The sequence below is a fragment of the Deltaproteobacteria bacterium genome, assembly GCA_016218975.1.
Classification (GTDB): Bacteria; Desulfobacterota; Deferrimicrobia; order Deferrimicrobiales; family Deferrimicrobiaceae; genus JAENIX01.
Window position 1 is genome coordinate 1 of the sequence record JACRCO010000051.1, and the last position, 19,270, is coordinate 19,270.

17 protein-coding genes are annotated in these 19,270 nt (G+C 61.3%); 8 read left to right on the forward strand and 9 right to left on the reverse strand.

Translation table 11 applies throughout. The features are described 5' to 3' along the window. Positions 1-974 (reverse strand): FprA family A-type flavoprotein (locus HY896_06420; GenBank protein MBI5575984.1); only part of this gene is annotated, 974 nt, incomplete at its 3' end. 5 nt (positions 975-979) lie between these two features. Then, positions 980-1,861, reverse strand: coding sequence for an SDR family oxidoreductase (locus HY896_06425; GenBank protein MBI5575985.1), 882 nt, complete (start codon positions 1,859-1,861; stop codon positions 980-982). Between the two features lie 105 nt (positions 1,862-1,966). Here HY896_06425 and HY896_06430 point away from each other — a divergent pair, with 105 nt between their 5' ends. Further along, positions 1,967-2,506 carry a 3'-5' exonuclease gene (locus HY896_06430; GenBank protein MBI5575986.1) on the forward strand — a complete coding sequence of 180 codons (540 nt, stop codon included), beginning with the start codon at positions 1,967-1,969 and terminating at the stop codon, positions 2,504-2,506. Between the two features lie 338 nt (positions 2,507-2,844). Further along, on the forward strand, positions 2,845-4,695 hold the full coding sequence (locus HY896_06435) for a hypothetical protein (GenBank protein MBI5575987.1): 1,851 nt from the start codon (positions 2,845-2,847) through the stop codon (positions 4,693-4,695). 159 nt (positions 4,696-4,854) lie between these two features. Here the strand turns inward: HY896_06435 and HY896_06440 are convergent, their stop codons facing one another. After that, a complete protein-coding gene (locus HY896_06440) occupies positions 4,855-5,997 on the reverse strand; it encodes a deoxyhypusine synthase (protein ID MBI5575988.1) in 1,143 nt (380 codons plus the stop codon). Positions 5,998-6,078: 81 nt separating this feature from the next. On the opposite strand from HY896_06440, the gene nifA reads away from it, so the two are divergent. From nifA to HY896_06470, 6 genes are all read left to right on the forward strand, one after another. Further along, positions 6,079-7,701: a nif-specific transcriptional activator NifA gene (gene nifA, locus HY896_06445; GenBank protein MBI5575989.1), complete on the forward strand. Its 1,623-nt coding sequence runs from the start codon at positions 6,079-6,081 to the stop codon at positions 7,699-7,701. 347 nt (positions 7,702-8,048) lie between these two features. Continuing rightward, positions 8,049-8,870 carry a hypothetical protein gene (locus HY896_06450; GenBank protein ID MBI5575990.1) on the forward strand — a complete coding sequence of 274 codons (822 nt, stop codon included), beginning with the start codon at positions 8,049-8,051 and terminating at the stop codon, positions 8,868-8,870. Positions 8,871-8,967: 97 nt separating this feature from the next. Then, positions 8,968-10,515, forward strand: coding sequence for an ammonium transporter (locus HY896_06455; GenBank protein ID MBI5575991.1), 1,548 nt, complete (start codon positions 8,968-8,970; stop codon positions 10,513-10,515). Further along, positions 10,502-10,840 carry a P-II family nitrogen regulator gene (locus HY896_06460; GenBank protein ID MBI5575992.1) on the forward strand — a complete coding sequence of 113 codons (339 nt, stop codon included), beginning with the start codon at positions 10,502-10,504 and terminating at the stop codon, positions 10,838-10,840. The genes HY896_06455 and HY896_06460 overlap by 14 nt, the downstream gene beginning before the upstream one ends. A 136-nt stretch (positions 10,841-10,976) precedes the next feature. Then, positions 10,977-12,251, forward strand: a complete 1,275-nt coding sequence (locus HY896_06465; GenBank protein ID MBI5575993.1) for a sodium:proton antiporter — start codon at positions 10,977-10,979, stop codon at positions 12,249-12,251. 183 nt (positions 12,252-12,434) lie between these two features. Beyond that, positions 12,435-13,049 carry an isoprenylcysteine carboxyl methyltransferase gene (locus tag HY896_06470; protein MBI5575994.1) on the forward strand — a complete coding sequence of 205 codons (615 nt, stop codon included), beginning with the start codon at positions 12,435-12,437 and terminating at the stop codon, positions 13,047-13,049. A 23-nt stretch (positions 13,050-13,072) separates the two neighbouring features. On the opposite strand, the gene HY896_06475 is transcribed toward HY896_06470, so the two are convergent. Genes HY896_06475 through HY896_06500 form a run of 6 tightly spaced genes read right to left on the reverse strand, consistent with a single transcriptional unit; the run spans position 13,073 to position 19,268 of the window. Then, complete coding sequence (locus HY896_06475; GenBank protein MBI5575995.1) at positions 13,073-14,383, reverse strand: ATP-binding protein; 1,311 nt, start codon at positions 14,381-14,383, stop codon at positions 13,073-13,075. Between the two features lie 6 nt (positions 14,384-14,389). Continuing rightward, positions 14,390-14,764, reverse strand: coding sequence for a DUF192 domain-containing protein (locus tag HY896_06480; GenBank protein ID MBI5575996.1), 375 nt, complete (start codon positions 14,762-14,764; stop codon positions 14,390-14,392). Continuing rightward, the gene (locus HY896_06485; GenBank protein ID MBI5575997.1) at positions 14,764-15,723 is read right to left on the reverse strand and encodes a type II secretion system F family protein; all 960 of its coding nucleotides are present in this window, start codon (positions 15,721-15,723) and stop codon (positions 14,764-14,766) included. Before HY896_06485 ends, HY896_06480 begins: the two co-directional genes overlap by 1 nt. A 17-nt stretch (positions 15,724-15,740) precedes the next feature. Continuing rightward, positions 15,741-16,703, reverse strand: a complete 963-nt coding sequence (locus tag HY896_06490) for a type II secretion system F family protein (protein MBI5575998.1) — start codon at positions 16,701-16,703, stop codon at positions 15,741-15,743. 13 nt (positions 16,704-16,716) lie between these two features. Beyond that, positions 16,717-18,078 carry a CpaF family protein gene (locus HY896_06495; protein MBI5575999.1) on the reverse strand — a complete coding sequence of 454 codons (1,362 nt, stop codon included), beginning with the start codon at positions 18,076-18,078 and terminating at the stop codon, positions 16,717-16,719. After that, on the reverse strand, positions 18,075-19,268 hold the full coding sequence (locus HY896_06500; GenBank protein MBI5576000.1) for an AAA family ATPase: 1,194 nt from the start codon (positions 19,266-19,268) through the stop codon (positions 18,075-18,077). The genes HY896_06495 and HY896_06500 overlap by 4 nt, the downstream gene beginning before the upstream one ends. Positions 19,269-19,270 lie beyond the last annotated feature (2 nt).

Here is a 19,270-nt window from a genome sequence, read left to right on the forward strand (position 1 = left end):
AGCTGAAGGATCGGCTGCGGGACGTTCGCGTTCAGCGTCGGAGTTCCGAACAGGAATCCCGCGGCGGTCTCGAACTCGTCGACGATCTTCTCCATGGGGACTTCCACCGCGTTCATCAGGACCGGCACGAGGCCAGCCGCCCGGACGCCCTCAGCCACCTTTTCGGCCATCGCCGCCGTGTTTCCGTACGCCGAAGCGTAGACGATGGCGACCTTCGTTTCCGTGACACGGGAGAGGATGGACGCCCGCTCTTCGTACCAATCGATATACGAACGGGGGTCCTTCCGCAGGATCGGCCCATGGGACGGAGCGATGACCGAAATGGGAAGGTCTTTCAGCCGCAGGCAAGCTTTAAGGACATGCTCCTTGTACGGGCGCATTATGGTGGCGTAATAGAATTCGAACGCATCTCTCGCCTTCTTCGGCTCGGGAAGCTCGTCGGCATAGAACTCCCTGCTGGAGAAATGCGCCCCCAGGAAATCGCACGGAAACAGGATCCTGTCCTCCACCAGGTAGGTAAGTATGGTGTCCGGCCAATGCAGGAAAGGCGCATTTATGAACCGCAGCGTCTTCCCGCCGAGCGGAAGTTCCTCGCCGTCGGAAATAATCCGGCTTTGGAACCCCGCGTTGACCAGGTTGTCGACGAACGTCTTGGCGGCGCGGGAGAGAAGGACCGTCACCCCCGGGTTCCGCTCCAGCAGGTCCACGAGCGCCCCGGCGTGGTCCGGCTCCGAATGGTTTACGACGACGTAATCGAGCTTCTCCACCGGAAGGAACTCGGCGATGTTGCGGAACAGCTCATCCGCGAATGGACGCTTTACGCAGTCGATCAGCGCGGTTTTCTCGCTCCCCCGAACAAGGTACGCGTTGTAGGTCGTCCCGTATTCCGTTGGAATGACGATGTCGAAAATCGCAAGTGCAGGATCCTTCGCTCCTACCCAGTGGACGCCCGGCGCTATCGTAAGTGTCGCCATGCCGGTCATCCCTCCGCCATCTCGAAATCGTCCTTGGACGCGCCGCACAGGGGACATACCCAATCGTCCGGGATGCTTTCGAACGGTGTTCCAGGTTCAATGCCGCCGTCCGGGTCGCCGAGTTCCGGATCGTAGATGTAGCCGCACGGGATGCATCTCCATTTCTGCATGCGTTCCTCCTGTCCGAGCCGGGGAGAGTGAGGAAAATTATATCTTCCGCCGCGTGCGAACCGCAACACGGCCTCCGCGATCTTTTCCGGCGAATCGATTTTCGATGGCCCATTTCGCGCGCATAGATTCCGCCATGTTTCCTCCGGGAAGCCGTCCGGAATCAGCGCCAGCCCGGGGCGCACCACTCCGGCGCGGATGCCCGGCGGGAGCGTTTTCCGCCATGCGCCGGCCTGCGCTTCGAGGGCAAGCTTCGAAAGGCAATACGGAAGATATGACGGCCAGAGCTGCCCCGCCCCCGCGTCTCCGATAAAAACGACCGTCCCGCTTTCGGGAGCCCGCCCGAGAAGCGGAAGCAGGCTGCGCGTCAGGAAGAACGGGCCTCGCAGGTTCACCGCAAAGACCGCGTCCCAATCCCGTCGGGACACGGCATCCAACGGCGTGCGAGGAAAAACGGCGGCGTTGTGGACGAGAAGGTCGAGGCGGCCGAATTCTTTATCGAGTACGCGGTTCAGCCTCGTGAATGTTTCGGGGCGCGCAAGGTCGAGGGGTCGAGCTTTTCCGCCGATCTCCTTTGCGAGGGACACCGCTTCCCGCCGGCCGGAGAGATACGTAAGGACGACGAAATATCCTGCCCGGGAAAGTTTCAGGGAGATCGCGGCCCCGATCCGTCGGCCTCCGCCGGTGACCAGCGCCACCTTTCTCCCATCGCGAATCATTTCAATCCTGCGGGCTTCTCCTTCGTAGCATGGCAGACGGGGCATGAATCAGCCGACCTCAATTCCATAATACAATGATGGCACGAATATATAATGATCCAGAGTATGAACGAAATCGTGCATAGGGTAGCGGAAGGTCCGTATATAGCCATCGACGTGGAAACCACCGGCCTCGATCCGGGGTACGGCCATCGCGTCTGCGAGATAGCCCTGCTCAAATTCCTGCGCGGGAACGTCATCGATTCGCTGGTTTCCTTCGTCGATCCCCTTCGTTCCATCACGCCGGGAGCGTCCGCCGTCAACGGGATAACCGATCCGATGGTTGCGGGCGCCCCTCTTTTTTCGGACCTGTATCCGAAAATCGTCTCCTTCATCGGGGACGATATCACCGTTTTCCACAACGCGCCGTTCGACCTCTCTTTCCTGCGTTCCGAAGCACGGCTTGCCGGGGGAGCGTGGCCGCCGAACCGTGTCATCGACACATTGCAACTGGCACGGAAATCCGGACGTTTCAGCCACCACTCCCTCTCGGTGGTGTGCAGGGAGTTGGGAATAGCTACCTCCTTCCACCGTGCTGAAGGCGATGCCTGGGCCACCGGCAAACTGCTGCTTCACCTGGCTTACAGCATAAAAGCTCAATATTAAACAGAAAACCAGCTCTTATTTTAAATCCAAAACTGATCCTCTCCCAACTCATTTAGGCAATTATTTTCCCAATATGGGCAGTGTATTTCTTGTCCCGGAGCAATCGATATTGTCAATTTGCACTAATAAGACCTTGTTAATAAACGATAATAATTATGAACCGGAATGTTTTAAAAATGGCACGCAATTCGCTACTGATTTTGTATTCATTCCACCGTTGATGCACTTAATCACCGGTAAAACGATATTGAGGGGATAACGTGCCACCTGTATAGGTCTGCCCGCATTACCGCTTCAGGAAATCCCAAATCTGAGCGTCATTCGACGGAGGGGTAACCATGAAAAAAAAGCTCTTGATCGTCGCGTTAGGCTTGTTGCTTTCGCTTCCTTTTACCGCGTACGCGCTGTTCACGAACGGAGAATTCGAGGACGGAACGTTCACCGGATGGACCGTGGAAAACGGATTTAACAGCGATGGACTTGTGTTGGACGGAGACGGAATTCCGATTGCGGAAACCGTCACCTATTCGCCGGGTGGGCATGACACCATTCATACGTGGGACAACGTCACTTCCGGAAGCGGAACCGATTACATGGCATTTCTGCTCCCGTCGGTGAAATACGGCACGCATTCCGCCGTCGTCAACTACTCGGGGCAAGGGACGACATTCGGCGATGGCCGCAAGGCGACGCGCATTTACCAGGAAAGCGCCCTGGCTGAATCAGACAGGGATCCCGACGGCAATTTCTACCTTCGTTTTTCATGGGCCGCCGTGACGGAGTCCGCCCACGAACCCGCGGGCCAGTCGTACTTCCACGTCAGCTTCAAGAACGTGACGCAGGGCACCACCTTGTACGACAGGTTCTACTATTCCGGGCAGCCCGGAATCACTTGGAGAACCGACAATACCACCAATACGGACTGGTATTGGCTGGATTGGCAGGACGTGGACGTTAACATCTCCGACAACGTGGCGGTAGGCGACATCCTGCGGATCGAAGCGTCGGCGGCCGGATGCCGGTACAGCGGCCATGCGGGACACGTCTATCTCGACGGGTTCCGTTCCCAGGCCGCTCCACAGACGGGGACAGCCACCAGCGGCTTCGATTTACGAAACGACGCCCTGGGGAACGGCTGGTGCGGGACCGTGTTCGCCGTCGGAGACAAGGGGGGCAACGGCCCAGGCGGGCCGTGGTCCGGCGCCGCGCTCACGACGCTCTACTTCATGATGTTCCTGCTCCCGGTGTGGATACTGAAACGCATGCACGGGAAGAAGCGTTCCCTTATGAAGCCCGCGCTTCTCTCCTTTCTTTTCCTCCTGATCCTGTGCCTGGCTGCGGCGCTTCCCGCATCCGCAGGCGACCTGGTGCCGAAGGCGCAGCGGTATCACCCGACGAGCGACGGGTCAGGCACGCTGACTCTCGATTCCGATCAGCCTTTGGGTGCGGGAAACTGGGCGTTCGTGTCCACGCTGAACATATCGAAGCGGCCTCTTAACCGGGGGGATATCAACAACCTGACCGTGCAGACGGAACGCGTTCACGACCTCGCCACCCTGGACTTCGCGGCCGCCTACGGGTTCTGCAAAGACTTCCAGGTCGGGATAGATGTCCCCTTCAACCTGTTGCTGAACGGTTCAAACGTACGGGGCGAAGAGAATACGAACAACAACATCGGCGATATCAAGGTTAACGGGAAATGGCAGTTCCTTTCCCGCCCCACATATGGGTTGGCTTTCGTCCCGTATGTGATTTTCCCTTCGGGAAACGACGAATACCTTCTATCCGAAGGCAAGTTCAGCGTCGGAGGGAAACTTGCGGGCCACCTGACGCACAGCCCGAAGCTGACCTTCCTGGCAAACCTTGGTGTCCAGCAGGTTGGCAACCCCGCCACGCAGAACTACAGCACCTGGATCCAGTACGGCGTGGGGGCTGATTACAAGTTGTCGAAGAAGGAATCGCTGGTTGCGGAGATCAACGGGGAGACGATCGGAGAAAAACCGTTCGACCACACGGTCGTTTCACCTTTTGAGTTGCTTGCGGCTTACCGTAACGAGTGGACCCCGGGCTGGACCTGGCAGGTCGGCGGAGGCGGCGGGCTGAGCAAGGGAATGGGAGCTCCCCAGTGGAGAGCGATCGTCGGAGTGGCTTACCTGTTCAACAACCCGAAAGCGGCGCCCGCCAGGTAACTAAAGCGGGCCATCTCAAGAAGAAAGAGCCGGGGCTTCGACAGCCGCCGGCCGTCACATGTTACGGAAAAGGCCGGGAGGGCGTCCATCCCGGCCTTTTCCGTTCCGCAATCTTATGGAAAGCGCCGCAACCCGAAATCCCTCCGCAGCCCTTTTCCTTCAGCTCGTCCTTTTCTGTCCGTCCCGGCGGGTGCTCGCTTTTTGCGCACCCAGCACGCGGCTGAACTTCCTTTCGAGATCGGACAGGAGTTCCCCGCGGCGATCGTAGAGCCGCCGGAGCGGCCGTTTCTTCGCGCGGGCCAGCGCGTATGCAGTCAAAAGAGGCATCGCCACCGTGGAATCGAGGTAGCAGACCACGGTGTCGGGAAGGCGATCCGGATCCACCTTCCCCCAGGAAACCGCCTCGGATGGGGTGGCGCCCGAAAGACCACCCGTGTCGGGACGGGCGTCCGTGACCTGCAAAAAGTAATCGTGCCCCTTCTCTTCGATCCCAAGCACCTCCTGGATCTGAGGCTCGGTCTGAAGCATGAAGTTCTTCGGAGAGCCGCCGCCCAGGATCCACACGGCGCTCAATCCTCCCGACTTCTTCGCCCCGAGCACGATGGCCGCAGTTTCGTTGACGTCGGCGGATACGTCGATCTTCGCGCCGCGGCCCGTCAACCGCATCGCGGCGACGTTCATCCCGATGGAGGAGTCCCCCGGAGAGGACGTGTACACCGGTACCCCGTACCGGTGCGCGGCGGAGAGGATGCTCACCTCGCCCAGCCCGAGGGCCTTCTCGCGTTCCGCCATGTACCGGCCGAGGCGGTAGTGGAACTCGGCCGTACCCATCTCGGCCTGGAATTCATCCGCGTCGAGAACCTCGCGGAAGAAGGCGTCCGTGTCGAGGAGCACTTCGTAGGAGAAGAGAATGTCGTAGATGCGGACTACCCCCTCGTCGCGCAGGGCGCGGTCGTCGAGGAACGGCGAGCCGGCGTGCATTTCCATTCCAAGGCCGAAGTGGGCATCGTGGTACAGGTTGGCCCCCGTCGACACGATCCAGTCCACGAACCCCGCCTTTATGAGGGGAACGATGCACGAGACGCCGAGGCCCGCAGGGGTGAGGGCGCCCGACAGGGAAAGCCCCACCGTCACTTCCGGTCGCAGCATCTTCTCCGCCAGCAGCCTGGCCCCTTCCCTCAGCCGGCCGGCGTTGTACGCCAGGAAGAACCGGTCGACCAGGTCGGCGGCCTTGATATCCTTCCGGACGGGAGGCGGGAGAATCCTCGCGCCCTTTAGATATCGCGACGTTCGTTTCGCCATTTTTTCGCCCACCTCCCGAATCGCTTTCGCAGCGCAAGAAGATCGACCGCATTATATATTCTTCCACGCTATAATTGGCGCATGAACCAGCGACGGGTTCCGGAAAAGGCGGAAATATCCGCCATCTATGAAGTCGGGAAAATCCTTACGTCGACGCAGAACCTCCCCCGCGCCCTCGGGACATCGCTGCGGACCCTTCAGAGCATCCTGGGGTTCGACCGCGCAGCCATCCATCTTCCCGACGCCGCGACCCGGGAGATCCGCATGGAAATATCTACGGGGTACACTGCGGAGGAACGGGACCGCGCCCGCTACGTCTGGGGGGAAGGGATCGTCGGCAAGACGATGAAATCCGGCAGCCCGATCGCAATCCCCGACGTCCGCCAGGAGCCTTCGTTCCTGGACAAGACGCGCGCGCACGTAAAAACGGAAGAGCCGCTCTCCTACATATCCGTCCCCATCAAGATCGGCGCCGAGGCGCTCGGGGTCCTCACCGCCGAGCGGATCGGCAGGGCCGGGACGCAGGCGCTGGAAGGAGACGCCCGGACACTCACGGTAATCGGCTGCCTGATCGGCCAGGCGCTCAAACTGCACGCCGCGATAGGCAGGTTGCAGGAGGAATTCCAGAAGCAGCGGCAGGAGTTCGAGAAGACGATCCGCAAAACGTACCGGATCGAGAACATCGTCGGGCAGAGCAAGCGCATGCAGGAGGTCTTCGCCTCCGTCACCAGCGTGGCCTCATCCCGGGCCACGGTGCTCCTTCGCGGCGAGAGCGGCACGGGAAAGGAACGGATCGCCCGCGCGATCCACCTCGCGAGCCCGCGCGCCGAGGGGGCGTTCGTCACCGTCAACTGCGCAGCGCTCCCGGAAACGCTCCTCGAGTCGGAACTCTTCGGCCACAAGCGCGGGGCTTTCACCGGGGCCATCGAAGAGCGCAAAGGGCGATTCGAGCAGGCCGGCGGCGGGACGATCTTCCTGGACGAGGTTGGCGACATCCCGCTCCCGACGCAGGTTAAACTTCTTCGCGTGCTCCAGGAACGGAAGTTCGAGCGACTTGGGGAAAACAAGACGATCTCGGTGGACGTGCGGATCATCGCCGCCACGAACGCCGACCTCGAGACCATGGTGGAAGACGGGCGGTTCCGGGAGGACCTGTTCTACCGGCTGAACGTAATCCCCATCTACCTGCCGCCCCTGCGCGACCGCCGCGAGGACGTCATCCCGCTGGCTGAGCACTTTCTTGAGCGGTTCAACAAGGAGCACGGGAAGAGCGTTTCCTTCTCTCCCGAAGTGCTGAACCTTTTGGTTGAATACCGGTGGCCCGGAAACGTCCGCGAATTGGAAAACCTCACTGAGCGCGCGGTCGTCATGGCGAAGGCGCCCATCGTCCGCATCTCCGACCTCCCTCGCCCCGTCCGTACGTTTTCGGCCCAGGAGGTTGGAACCCCGCAGCCGTCCTCCGTCCCGGATGCCGCCGCTACGGCTTCCCCGTTGGCTGCCGGCAAGCAGGTGGAATCGCGGTCAAAAGCAGAGTACCTCCTGTCCATGGAAAAGGAAGAACTGCGGAAAGCGCTGGATGGCACGGGATGGGTGATCGCCCGCGCCGCCAAACTGCTCGGCTGGACCCCCCGCCAGGTGGCTTACAAGATGAAGAAACACTCCCTCTCCTCCCCCTGGAAACCTCAAAACCAGGGACGTTCTTAAAAACTCAGGACAAAAACAGGGACGTTCTTAAAAATTCGATACCGATTTCCCTTTCTCAATCTGCCGAGTTTTTAAGAACGTCCCTGTTTTTGTCCTGAGTTTTTAAGAACGTCCCTGGTTTTGTCCCACCTCATGGTTGTCGTAATTACGACATAATTGTCTGGCGTCGGGGTAGGCCGTCCCTGTTCCCCTGCAACGCTTCCGCGACCCGGTTCATCAATGATGTCGAACTGTTCCATGCGAGCGCCGTCCCGGTTTCAGGGCATGGCACGTCTCCTGCTCTGAACCCGACCAACCATATTTTCCAAGAGGGGGAACCGATGAAAACCAGGTCACCGTATCGCAGGATTCTACGCTACGTGATTTCGGCGGCGCTGTCATGCGCAGTCGCCGCCGGGACGGCCCACGCGACGCCGTCCACGCAGATCTGGATTCCGTCCACGGACATCCAGCCCTACAAGACGTTCCACCTGAACATCGACTCATACGTCCGCACGAAGAAGGAACCCTCGAGCAACGTCGGCTATTTCGGGATCTCCGACGGCTCGGCGCTTGGACCGATGTATATCGTCGGACCGACGGTCGGCGTGCTCCCGTTCGAGAAATTGCAGGCGGAAATTGGATTCGACCTCATGTGGGGCGGCGGAAACACCCCCGCCGGTCTCGACAAGTACCCATTCTACGGCCACTTCAAGATCGGCACGCCGGAAGACAACACGTGGAAGCCGGCGGTTGCGGTCGGCATGTACAACATCGGGCTTAAAAAAGGCGAGGCCAGCGACGGCGTCTACACGAAGACCGGCACCGACGCGAATATCTACTACGGGCTTGTCGCCAAGACATTCCCGGTCATCGGACGCCTGTCCGCCGGGTATTACGGGCTGAACAAGAAAGCCTCCGTGGCCGGCGTATACGACATCAACGGGGTCAAGGGTGACGACAGCGGCCTCCTGCTTTCATGGGATCGGACCATGAGCGAAATTTCCGACAAACTGTGGTTCGCCGTGGATCACCAGGGGGGCAAGAACGCCTACGGAGCCACCAACGTCGCCTTTTCCTGGGCCTTCGCGAAGAACGTCAGCGTGATATTCGGGTACGACATCTATAACAACAAGGAACGCGCGGGACAAAACACCTTCACCGTTCAGGTCGACATCAATTTCCCGTAACACCCACTACCATGTCCTGCCCGATGGGCGGGCGTGAAGAAGGAGAACTGCGATGAACAAGCTATTGAGAAAAGCAACGACGGCCTTCCTGATTCTCATGGCGCTGCTCGTCGGCATCGGCACGGCGCTGCCCGTCCTGGCCGAAGAAGCTCCTGCGGCGGCGCCCGCAGGCACGGCAGCGGCACCTGCCGCGGCAACCGCAGCACCTGCCCCTCCGCCTGCCTTCACCCAGGAAATGGCGGACTCCATCGCCAACCAGAAGGTCGCGATGGATACCATCTGGACCATGATTGCAGCCTTCCTGGTCTTTTTCATGAACCTCGGCTTCGCACTGGTGGAGTCGGGCTTCTGCCGGGCGAAGAACACGGTCAACATCCTATTCAAGAACTTCGTGGTGTTCGCGGTTTCCTCCCTCGCGTTCATCATCCTGGGCTTCGGGCTCATGTTCGGGGACGGGAACTGGCTCGTGGGCCTGAAGGGCCTCTTCTTCGCCTCGGGCGCCGACAACAGCCCGGCGATGGGAGACGCATACAAGGGCGTCTATCACGCCCTCAACTGGACGGGCGTGCCGCTGTGGGCCAAGTTCTTCTTCCAGCTCGTCTTCGCCGGCACCGCCGCGACGATCGTGTCGGGTGCGGTGGCCGAACGGATCAAGTTCAAGGCATTCCTGATCTTCACGTTCTTCATGGTGGGAGTCATTTACCCCGTCGGCGGGCACCTGATCTGGGGCGGCGGCTGGCTGGCGAGCAAGGGGTTCCTCGACTTCGCAGGATCGACGGTCGTCCACTCGATCGGCGGATGGGCGGCTCTCGCCGGGATTATCATGCTTGGACCCCGCATCGGCAAGTACGGACCGGGCGGCAAGGTGAACGCGATTCCGGGCCACAGCATGACTTCCGCGGCAATCGGCGTGTTCGTCCTCTGGTTCGGATGGTTCGGATTCAACCCCGGCTCCACCATGGCGGCCGATGGGGCGTCCATCGCCCATGTGGCTACCACTACCAACGTGGCTGCCGCATCCGCGACGGTGTCCTCCATGATCCTTGCCTGGATCCTTTTCGGAAAACCCGATTTCGGAATGACATTGAACGACTGCCTCGCGGGACTGGTGGCGATCACGGCGCCCTGCGCCTTCGTGAGCGTCCCCAGTTCTCTTATCATCGGCCTGATCGCGGGAGCCCTGGTGGTCCTCGCCGTCCTCTTCTTCGACAAGGTTCGGGTCGACGACCCGGTCGGAGCCACCGCGGTTCACCTCGCCAACGGCGTCTTCGGAACGATCGCGCTCGGTCTCTTCGCAGATCCAACCGTCTGTCCGGCCGCCGCCGCGGCGAAGAAGGGGCTCCTCCTTGGCGGTGGACTGGCGCAGCTCGGTCCGCAGCTCATGGGCGTGGGGCTGATCGCGGTCGCGGTCTTCGGCCTCTCCATGATTTTCTGGTTCGTTACGAAGCTCCTCTCCGGCGGCATCCGCGTGAGTCAGGAAGAGGAGATGGAAGGGCTCGATTTCCACGAGCATGGAAACAGCGCTTACCCGGACTTCAGCGTCCGGTCGCTCCCGATCGGATCAGCTCCCCTGGCGCCCGCGGCCGTGCCCGCGACCTCGCCTGCGGGAATGAGAGCTCAAGAGGTGTCGTATGAAAAGAATTGAAGCAGTAATAAAACCGTTCAAGGTCGACGACGTAAAGAAAGCGCTGAACGAGATAGGAATAACGGGCATGACCGTGGTCGAGGTCAGGGGATTCGGCCGGCAGAAGGGACACTCCGAGGTCTACCGGGGCGCCGAGTACGTGGTGGACTTCCTCCCGAAGGTCAAGGTGGAAGTCGCAGTGCCCGCCGAAACGGTTGCCGCAGTTGTGGAACGGATACAGACGACCGCCCGGACCGGCAAGATCGGAGACGGCAAGATCTTCGTCTACGATCTCGAGGAGGTCGTGCGCATCCGCACGGGCGAGCGGGGGAAAGAAGCCCTGTAATCGGTGCCGCGTCGGAACCCGCTCCTTTGGGGGGCAAGGGGCAACCTCTCCTCCCCTTCCCCCCCCTCCCTCCTCTCTCCGAACGGACCGGCCGTGTGTCATGAAAAATCTTTACGGGGAATGAGCGTAACTTCCGATGAACGGAGCGCAAGTGAATCACGCCGATTCGATCGCGACAGGCCTGGCCCTGCCCCTCTGGACGGTTCTGCCGTTTATCGGTTTCCTTCTGTCCATCGCACTTCTTCCGCTGTTCGCCCCCGCTTTCTGGTCGAAGCATTTCGGTAAGATAAGCGCGGCTTTCGGCTTTCCGGTCGCAGCATGGTTCTTGTTGACCGCGCCGTTCGAGCTGCTTCACACGGCGTGCGAGTACGTTTCCTTCCTCGTCCTGCTGGGCAGCCTGTTCACGATCTCGGGGGGGATACTTCTCGGCGGCAGCATTCGGGGGACACCAGGGGTCAACTCCTTTTTCCTGGCGACCGGCGCGGTGCTGTCGAACCTGCTGGGCACCACCGGCGCATCGATGCTTCTCATCCGGCCGCTCCTGCGTGCGAATTCGCACCGGAAGAGATCCGCGCACGTCTTCGTCTTCTTCATCTTCGTGGTGGCGAACATCGGGGGCGCGCTTACCCCGATCGGCGATCCTCCGCTTTTCCTGGGATACCTGAAAGGGGTCCCGTTCTTCTGGACGGCACGGAACCTGTGGGGCTTCTGGCTCGCGGCCACAGGTTTCGTCATCGCCGTTTTCTACCTTCTCGACCGTATGGCTGTCCGCTCGGAGGGGGATGATCGGTCCCCGCTGCCGGAAGAACCGGGGGGGCGGCCGACGCTCACGATTGCGGGAAAAAGGAACCTGCTGCTCCTCGGTGTGGTGATCGGCGCCGTTTTTCTTCCCGCTCCGGCGCGTGAGGCGGCCATGCTGGCGGCGGCCGGGCTGTCCGCATGGAAGACCCCCGCCTGGATCCGCCGGCAGAACGAATTCACGTACCATCCTATCGGCGAGGTGGCGATACTGTTCGCGGGGATCTTCGCAACGATGATACCTGCCCTCCTTATCCTGAAAGCTCGCGGAGGGGAACTGGGAGTCACGGAACCCTGGCACTTTTTCTGGGCGGCGGGGGCACTTTCCAGCTTTCTGGACAACGCTCCCACGTATCTGACTTTTTTCTCGCTCGCGCAGGGGATGGGGGGAACGGCCGATGTCGCCGGCGTGTCCGCGCCGGTCCTTCAGGCGATCAGCGCGGGAGCGGTCTTCATGGGAGCGAACAGTTATATCGGAAACGCCCCCAACTTCATGGTAAAGTCGATCGCCGAATCTTCCGGGGTGCGGATGCCCTCTTTCTTCGGCTACATGGCTTATTCGACCGCGATCCTGCTGCCCGTCTTCGCAGTGGTCACCTGGCTGTTTCTGTAAAGCCGGTTTCAAATCCGTCCACGAGAGCAGCGCGCCGGCATATCCATTCTTTCCGTCTACGCAAATCCATATGAAATAATTAATGAAATCAAATAGCCATCGCCGGGTCGAATGGAACGCTTTCTGCAGGTTCCATCCTCCGTGGCGGAATGTACGGAAAACAACTTCGAGGCGGATGCACCTATGCATCTGGCGCGAAACCGGTGGATGCAGATTTTCGCAAAGGTCGTCCCCGCCTCCTATTTCGCGCTCGCGTGCTTCGCGTTCTGGAAAAGCTTCCTTCAGACGGGAAAGCTGACCTCCCTTTTCTGGATGTTGTCCGAAGGCATCGTCGTCGTCCTGATCGTGTTCCGAAGGCCGTCATCGGCCGTCTCGAAAAGCCCCTGGGACTGGTTCGCCGGGATCGCCGGTTCCTTCCTTATCCTCATGGTGCGACCCACCGGGCACGCGGTCGCCCCCGACGCTGCCGGATTCACGCTTCAGTTGCTGGGAACGGGATTCCAGATCTACGGAAAGACCGCTCTTGGAAGAAGCTTCGGAATCGTGGCGGCCAACCGCGGCGTCGTTGTGGACGGACCCTACCGTTGGGTGCGCCACCCCATATACCTGGGTTACCTTGTCACTCACGCCGGATTCCTGCTGTCGAATTGGAGCCCGCGGAACCTCGCTGTATACGCGGCGGCTTACTTCTTCCAGGCGGCGCGGATATTCGCGGAGGAGCGCGTGCTTCTGGGGGACGGGAAATACCGGGAATACGCCGCGAGCGTCCGGTACCGCCTGCTGCCCGGCATCTTCTGAAGCGGCGCGTTTTTTCCCGCTGATCAGATTTCCATGAAATAGTCCCGGCATGCCTGCGCGACCAAGTCCTCGTCCAGGCGTGGATGGATTCCCCGGTACCGGCAGATCTCCACGACGCGGGAAAGGACGTCTTTCGGGTGGCAGGCCGCCAAGGGGATCTTCCGCGCGGCGTGTTCCTTTTCGATGAGGTGCCGGATCGCCTCGGGCCGGAACTCCAGGCCGAGCTGCCTGCACACCTGCCGGCAGATGGAGACGTATTCGGACGGACTGATGTAGCCGATCCTGATTTTGTACCCGAGCCTGCGGAGGAACGCCTCGTCCGCCAGGTCCCGGGGCTCTATGTTGGTGGAGAAGATTACGATCTGGTCGAAGGGGATCTCGAACTTCTTGCCGGTCTGGAGCGTAAGGTAATCGCACCCTTTTTCAAGCGGGATGATCCACCTGTTGAACAGGTCGAATGGCCGGACCATCTGTCGGCCCAGGTCGTCGATCAGGAATATGCCTCCGTTGGCCTTCAGCTGGAGCGGCGCCTCGTAGTAGCGGGCCAGCGGGTCGTAATTCAAATCCAGCATCCCGAGCGTCAGCTCTCCTCCCGCGATGACGACAGGCCGCTCGCAAAGGGCGAACCGGCGGTCGTAGCGGGGGCCTCCCTCCAGGAGCTCCCCGACGGAGTCCAGTGACCCGCCGACGTCGAACGAACGGTGATTCACCGGGTCGAAGATCCGGATGACGTGGCCTTCCACGGAAACCGCGTACGGTATGAAAATGTGCTCGTCGAGGATCCCCGACAGCCGCTCGGCGATGAAGGTCTTGCCGCTGCCGGGGGGGCCGTACAGGAAGAGGGAGCGTCCCGAATTCATGGCGGGGCCAAGCCGGTCCAGCATGCCGGGAGGCAGGACGATCCCCTCGAACCGTTTCGCCATCTTCTCGGCTGTGACCGCCATCTTCCGAACCGACTGCTTCCGGCAGGTGTCCGCATACCGCTCCAGTGTGACCGGAGCGGGGCCGATATAGCCCGAGGCCTGAAGGAATTCCCTGGCACGTTCCCTCCCAAGGTCCGTCAGCGCGAATACATAGGACGCCCGGACGTCGCCCCCCTTCCGTATTTCAGCGAGTCGTTCCTTCCTGAGGAAATTGGCGATATCTCCCGCGACGCTCATCGGCAGGGCCAGCCTTTCCGAAAGGGCGGCGAGCGTCATCGCCCCGCCGTCGTACAACTGCTTCGAAACAAGCTCCACGAGAAACGACGGTGACAAGCCCGTTTCCTCGACTGTGCGCGGGCATATCGGGGGAAGGATGGAAAGGCGGACATCCTGCGCAAGGGCGCTCTGCACTTTTTTTCAGACCCTCCATTGCCACGGGGTGAGACTCACGATGTCCCCGATTTGCGTATCGGTTTTGTAGACGGTCCCCGGTGGAAGCTCGAGCACCCCGCGCGCTTTCCGATAGGGCCGGGTGATGCGGTTTTTACCGAAGTAGCAGTAGATTCCCAGCACCCGATCGTCCCGGTCGATGAATATGGCGTCGATTTCGTACCGCATCCCGAACGAATGGATGCTGTTGCACGGAGTGATCCAGAGCCCCTCCCCTTCCGGCAGGGCGTCGGTGCCCAGGAGACCTTTCATCCGCGACCGGAAATTCCTCGCAGGCAGGATCCGGTCGCCGAGCAGTGCGTCTCTCGTAAGGTTTTTTGCCTTCCATGCTATGCGGCTCATTACGGATTACCTCCAAGGGCCACCGGGAAAAGGATGTGAAGTATCTGGAGAACGCCGGGGCCCAGGATGACGATGAACAAGGCGGGAAACAGCAGGAACACGAGCGGGAAGACGAGCTTTATCGTGGTCTTCGCCGCCGCCTCTTCCGCACGCTGCCTCCGGCGCGTGCGCAGCGAATCGGAATGAACGCGAAGGGACTGCGCGAGGCTCGTCCCCAGCTTCTCCGTCTGGATCAGCATGGCGACGAGGGACTTCACGTCCTCGACGCCCGTCCGGGCGGCGAGCGCCCGCAGCGCTTCCGCGCGGGGCTTTCCCGCCACCATCTCCCGGTTGACGATATCGAACTCCTCGCTCAGTACCGGGCAGGAAAGCCGGAATTCCTCGCCGATCTTCGAGAATGCGGAGTTGATCCCGAGCCCCGCCTCCACGCACACCGTCAGAAGGTCCAGGCTGTCCGGGAGCGCGTCGATGATCTCCTCCTGCCGTTTCCTTGCCCTTGCTTTCAGAAACGCGACAGGCAGGAACCACCCGCCTGCGGCGACGAACGCAGCGAAACAGGCGATACCGCGGTCGGAAATCCCGACGGCTCGCCCGATGAGGATGGCCGCGGCGACGAAAACGACGGGGAGCCCCGCTCTTGCGATCCAGTAAGTCCGGATCGACGACGGATTCCGGTATCCCGCCTGGTTGAGAAGCATCCACGAGCCGGAGAGGTCGCCCGTCACCCGGGCCACGATATCCTCGCCTGCGGCAGGGTCGGCCTTTTTCGCGATGCGGAACCGGGACGCCCATTCCGCCCACCATCCGAAAGACCGGGGAACCCCGCCCACTTCCCCTCCCGCAAGCACCGCCTGGAACCGCCTCGAGAGCGATTCCCTCCTGCTTTCCGCCCACCAGAACAGTGCCAGCGCCCCGAGCGACGCGGCGAGAAAGACCGAAACCGAAATGAACAATATCATGGGTCTCCTCCGCCGGTTCAGATCTTGATTCGGATGATCTTCCGGATCACGAGCGCTCCCGCAACCTGCATGCAGGCTGCGAGCGCGATCATCAGCTTGCCGGCCTTTTCGAACCAGAGCGGCTTCATGTATTCAGGATTCAGGATGCCGATCGCGACGGCGACGCCGATCGGCAGAAGAACAAGGATCGTCCCCGTCATGCGGGCCTGCGCGGTGAAAACCTTGAGCTGTCCCTCGATCCGGAACCGCTCGCGGATGACGTGGGCGATCTTGTCGATGATTTCGGCGAGGTTCCCCCCCGTTTCCTTCTGGATCAGGATGGCGGTGACGAAAAACCTTACCTCGATGCTGTCGATCCGGTGCGTCATCCCCGTGAGCGCTTCCCTCAAGGGAACCCCCAGGTTCTGCTCGTCGAATACCTGCCGGAACTCCGTCCCCACGGGATCGGGCATCTCCTGCGAAACGAGCTGGATCGCGCCTGTAAACGAGTGCCCGGCGCGCAGGGATCGCGCGAACATTTCCAGCGCGTCCGGGAAGTGCGCCACGAAGGTCCGGAGGCGCCGTCTTCGCCGGATGTTCACCAAGGCGTTCGGAAGAAAAAGGAACAGCAGCCCGGCGGCCAGTGAGAACGCGAACGGCCAGTGCACCACCGTTCCGAACAGGAGACCGACGGCGAAAGCCGAAAGGGAGAGGAGCAGGAAGGCGCCCACCTTCCACTGCATCCCCGCCTGCTTGAGACGGCGGTCGATTTTCAGGGCGGCGTCGAAAGTGGCGAGGACCCGGTTGAGCGCGGGGACGTCGCTCAGCAATTCGTTCTTGAGAATGTTCGGGATATCGGCTTCCTCTATGCCCCGAAGCGACAGAAGCGCAAGCCTTCGCTTCACGTCGCGGCTCATGGTATCGCCGGAGGTGACGAGGAAGTATCCGCCGAGGGAGATGACGAGGACCGAGGCGAACACGAGAAGCGGAACGAGGACCATGCCGCTCTCCTTTTCAGCGCTGCCGCGCCATGAATATCTGGGCCCCGAGGTGGATCCCGGCGGCGTGGACCGCGTCGAGGAACTTCGGCCGGATGCCGGTCGGGCGATAGGCGCCGGCGACCTTTCCTTCCCGGTCGATCCCCTTCCTGTCGAATACGAAAATGTCCTGCAACACGATCACGTCCCCTTCCATCCCCGTGACCTCGCTGACGGTGACGATCTTTCGCGTCCCGTCGCTCATGCGGCAGACCTGCACGATCACGTTCAATGCGGAGCTGATCTGCTCCCGGATTGCGCGCGAGGGGAGCTCGAGCCCGGCCATCAGAACCATCGTTTCGATCCGGGATAATGCGTCCCGCGGGGTATTCGCGTGGATCGTGGAGATGGACCCGTCGTGCCCGGTGTTCATCGCCTGAAGCATGTCCAGCGCCTCCGCTCCGCGGACTTCCCCAACGATTATCCGGTCCGGCCGCATCCGGAGCGCGTTCCGCACGAGGTCCCGCTGAGTGACGGCCCCTTTCCCCTCGACGTTCGGCTGGCGCGTTTCCAGCCGCACAGTGTGCTCCTGCTGGAGGATCAGTTCCGCCGCATCCTCGATGGTGATGATCCGCTCGTTTACCGGGATCGAGGACGACAGGATGTTGAGCAGTGTCGTTTTTCCCGCCCCCGTTCCCCCCGATATGAGCAGGTTCAGCCGCGACCGCACGATGGCGTCGAACGCCGCCGCCATCTCCTCGGTCAGGCTTCCGTTGACGAGAAGGTTCTCCATCTTCAGGGGTGAGGCCCCGAAACGGCGTATGGACATCGCAGGGCCGTCGATCGCCAGGGGAGGGATGATGACGTTCACGCGGGATCCGTCCGAAAGGCGGGCATCCACCAGCGGGGACGATTCGTCGACGCGCCGTCCCACCTTGGATACGATCCGTTCGATGACGGACATCAGGTGATCGTTGTCCTTGAAGGTCACTTCGGTCCTGACGAGTTTCCCCTGCCGCTCGACGAACACCTGCTCCGGACCGTTGACCATGATGTCGGAAATCCCGGGGTCCTGGAGAAGCGGCTCCAGCGGTCCCAGCCCCAGCGTCTCATGCTGGATTTCGAGGATGAGCCGCTCCCTCTCCGACCGCGTGAGCGGGACCCCTTCCTGGGCGATCATGTTTTCCACGACCGTCTTGATGATCCCGGAGAGCTGCTCCGCGGAGATGTCGGCGACGGTGGAAAGATCGAGCCGGTCGATCAGCCGCCTGTGGATGGTGCTCTTCAGTTCCTGGTAGGGGCGGCCCTCCGCGCCCTGGCTGCCCTTGCGCGCAGGCGAGTCGGCGAGGGAAAGGGACGCCTGTTCGTTTTTCTTCGCCAGCCATTCGGCGACCGTCATGAGGCGTTCCTCGCGGGATGGAGGACCCGATCCAGCAGCCCCCGCTTCCTTTTCGGCGCTTCAGGCAGCGATTCCCGGCCCGCCAGCAGTTCCGCCATTTGCCGGAAGGCCTGGGTGACCTCCTTGTCGGGTGCGAATTCGGCGAGGAGCTTCCCCCGGTTTACGGATGAAAGCACGGTGGGATAATCGTTCGGGATGGCGAAGAAGACGGGGCAGTTCATTATCCCCTCGATGCTTTCCTTCGGGATCTCGTCGTCGGGAAGATACCGGCTCAGGACGAGTTTCACGCGGCCGTCCAGGATTCCGAGCCGGCAGAACAGCTCCAGGCTCCGCTGGGTGTTCTTTAGCGCGGGCAGATTGAGCAGCGTGACGAGGAGAATCGTGTCGGACATCTCGAGAGCGGTCAGCGTCTTCTCGTCGAACTGGTGCGGGGTGTCGACGATGACGACGTCGAACATGGAACGAAGCGCGAAAAGGGAATTCCTGATCTGTGTGGAAGTTATCCGGTCCGCGTCCTCGATCCTCGGCGTGTCCGCAAGTATGTCGACTCCCGATGAGTGACGTATCAGGAGAGAGCGCAGGAATTCCGGGTCCGCCTTTTCCGCGTTCGCGGCGAGATCCATCACGGAGAACGTGGGGCTCACGTTGAAGAACATCGTCACGTCGCCGTGCGCAAGGACAAGGTCCGCCACGACGACCTTCTTGCCGTGGTAGCGGACGAGGGCGTGAGCGAGATTGGCTGCGATCGTCGTCGCACCGTTCCCGCCCTTGTTGCTGAACACGGTGACGATCTCGCCGTTCCTGTCGACGGAGGCGTTGGCGGAACGCAGCCGGATGACCTTTTCCGCGGCGATTCGGAGGTCGATCTCCCGGACGGGCTTCCGGATCAGGTCGTGCGCACCCGCTCGCGTCGACTGCAGCACGTAGTCCGCGTCGTCCGTGGCGGACAGCGCCAGAAGGTACAACCCGGGAAACTCCCCGGCCAGGGAGGAGATCGCCGATGCCGGATCGCCGTTCACTCCCACTATCGCCAGGTCGGGCCGATTCTCCCGGATAAGGTCCGCCCCCTCACGGATAGACGACGCCCTCCAACGCAAGTCGATGGAACCCGCCTGCCTCACCAGAAAATCGATGGAACGGACGACTTCCGGGTCCGCTTCGATGATGAGCGCGCGTATCTTTTCCCGCATCG

What these genes read in the sequence shown, in the direction of transcription:
- nifA (MBI5575989.1), top strand. Translation starts at nt 6,079, where the DNA reads ATGAACCAGCGACGGGTTCCGGAAAAGGCGGAAATATCCGCCATCTAT.
- HY896_06455 (MBI5575991.1), top strand. Translation starts at nt 8,968, where the DNA reads ATGGCGCTGCTCGTCGGCATCGGCACGGCGCTGCCCGTCCTGGCCGAA.
- HY896_06435 (MBI5575987.1), top strand. Translation starts at nt 2,845, where the DNA reads ATGAAAAAAAAGCTCTTGATCGTCGCGTTAGGCTTGTTGCTTTCGCTT.
- HY896_06425 (MBI5575985.1), bottom strand. Translation starts at nt 1,861, where the DNA reads ATGATTCGCGATGGGAGAAAGGTGGCGCTGGTCACCGGCGGAGGCCGA.
- HY896_06495 (MBI5575999.1), bottom strand. Translation starts at nt 18,078, where the DNA reads ATGACGGTCGCCGAATGGCTGGCGAAGAAAAACGAACAGGCGTCCCTT.
- HY896_06465 (MBI5575993.1), top strand. Translation starts at nt 10,977, where the DNA reads ATGAACGGAGCGCAAGTGAATCACGCCGATTCGATCGCGACAGGCCTG.
- HY896_06485 (MBI5575997.1), bottom strand. Translation starts at nt 15,723, where the DNA reads ATGATATTGTTCATTTCGGTTTCGGTCTTTCTCGCCGCGTCGCTCGGG.
- HY896_06500 (MBI5576000.1), bottom strand. Translation starts at nt 19,268, where the DNA reads ATGCGGGAAAAGATACGCGCGCTCATCATCGAAGCGGACCCGGAAGTC.
- HY896_06440 (MBI5575988.1), bottom strand. Translation starts at nt 5,997, where the DNA reads ATGGCGAAACGAACGTCGCGATATCTAAAGGGCGCGAGGATTCTCCCG.
- HY896_06480 (MBI5575996.1), bottom strand. Translation starts at nt 14,764, where the DNA reads ATGAGCCGCATAGCATGGAAGGCAAAAAACCTTACGAGAGACGCACTG.
- HY896_06460 (MBI5575992.1), top strand. Translation starts at nt 10,502, where the DNA reads ATGAAAAGAATTGAAGCAGTAATAAAACCGTTCAAGGTCGACGACGTA.
- HY896_06470 (MBI5575994.1), top strand. Translation starts at nt 12,435, where the DNA reads ATGCATCTGGCGCGAAACCGGTGGATGCAGATTTTCGCAAAGGTCGTC.
- HY896_06490 (MBI5575998.1), bottom strand. Translation starts at nt 16,703, where the DNA reads ATGGTCCTCGTTCCGCTTCTCGTGTTCGCCTCGGTCCTCGTCATCTCC.
- HY896_06430 (MBI5575986.1), top strand. Translation starts at nt 1,967, where the DNA reads ATGAACGAAATCGTGCATAGGGTAGCGGAAGGTCCGTATATAGCCATC.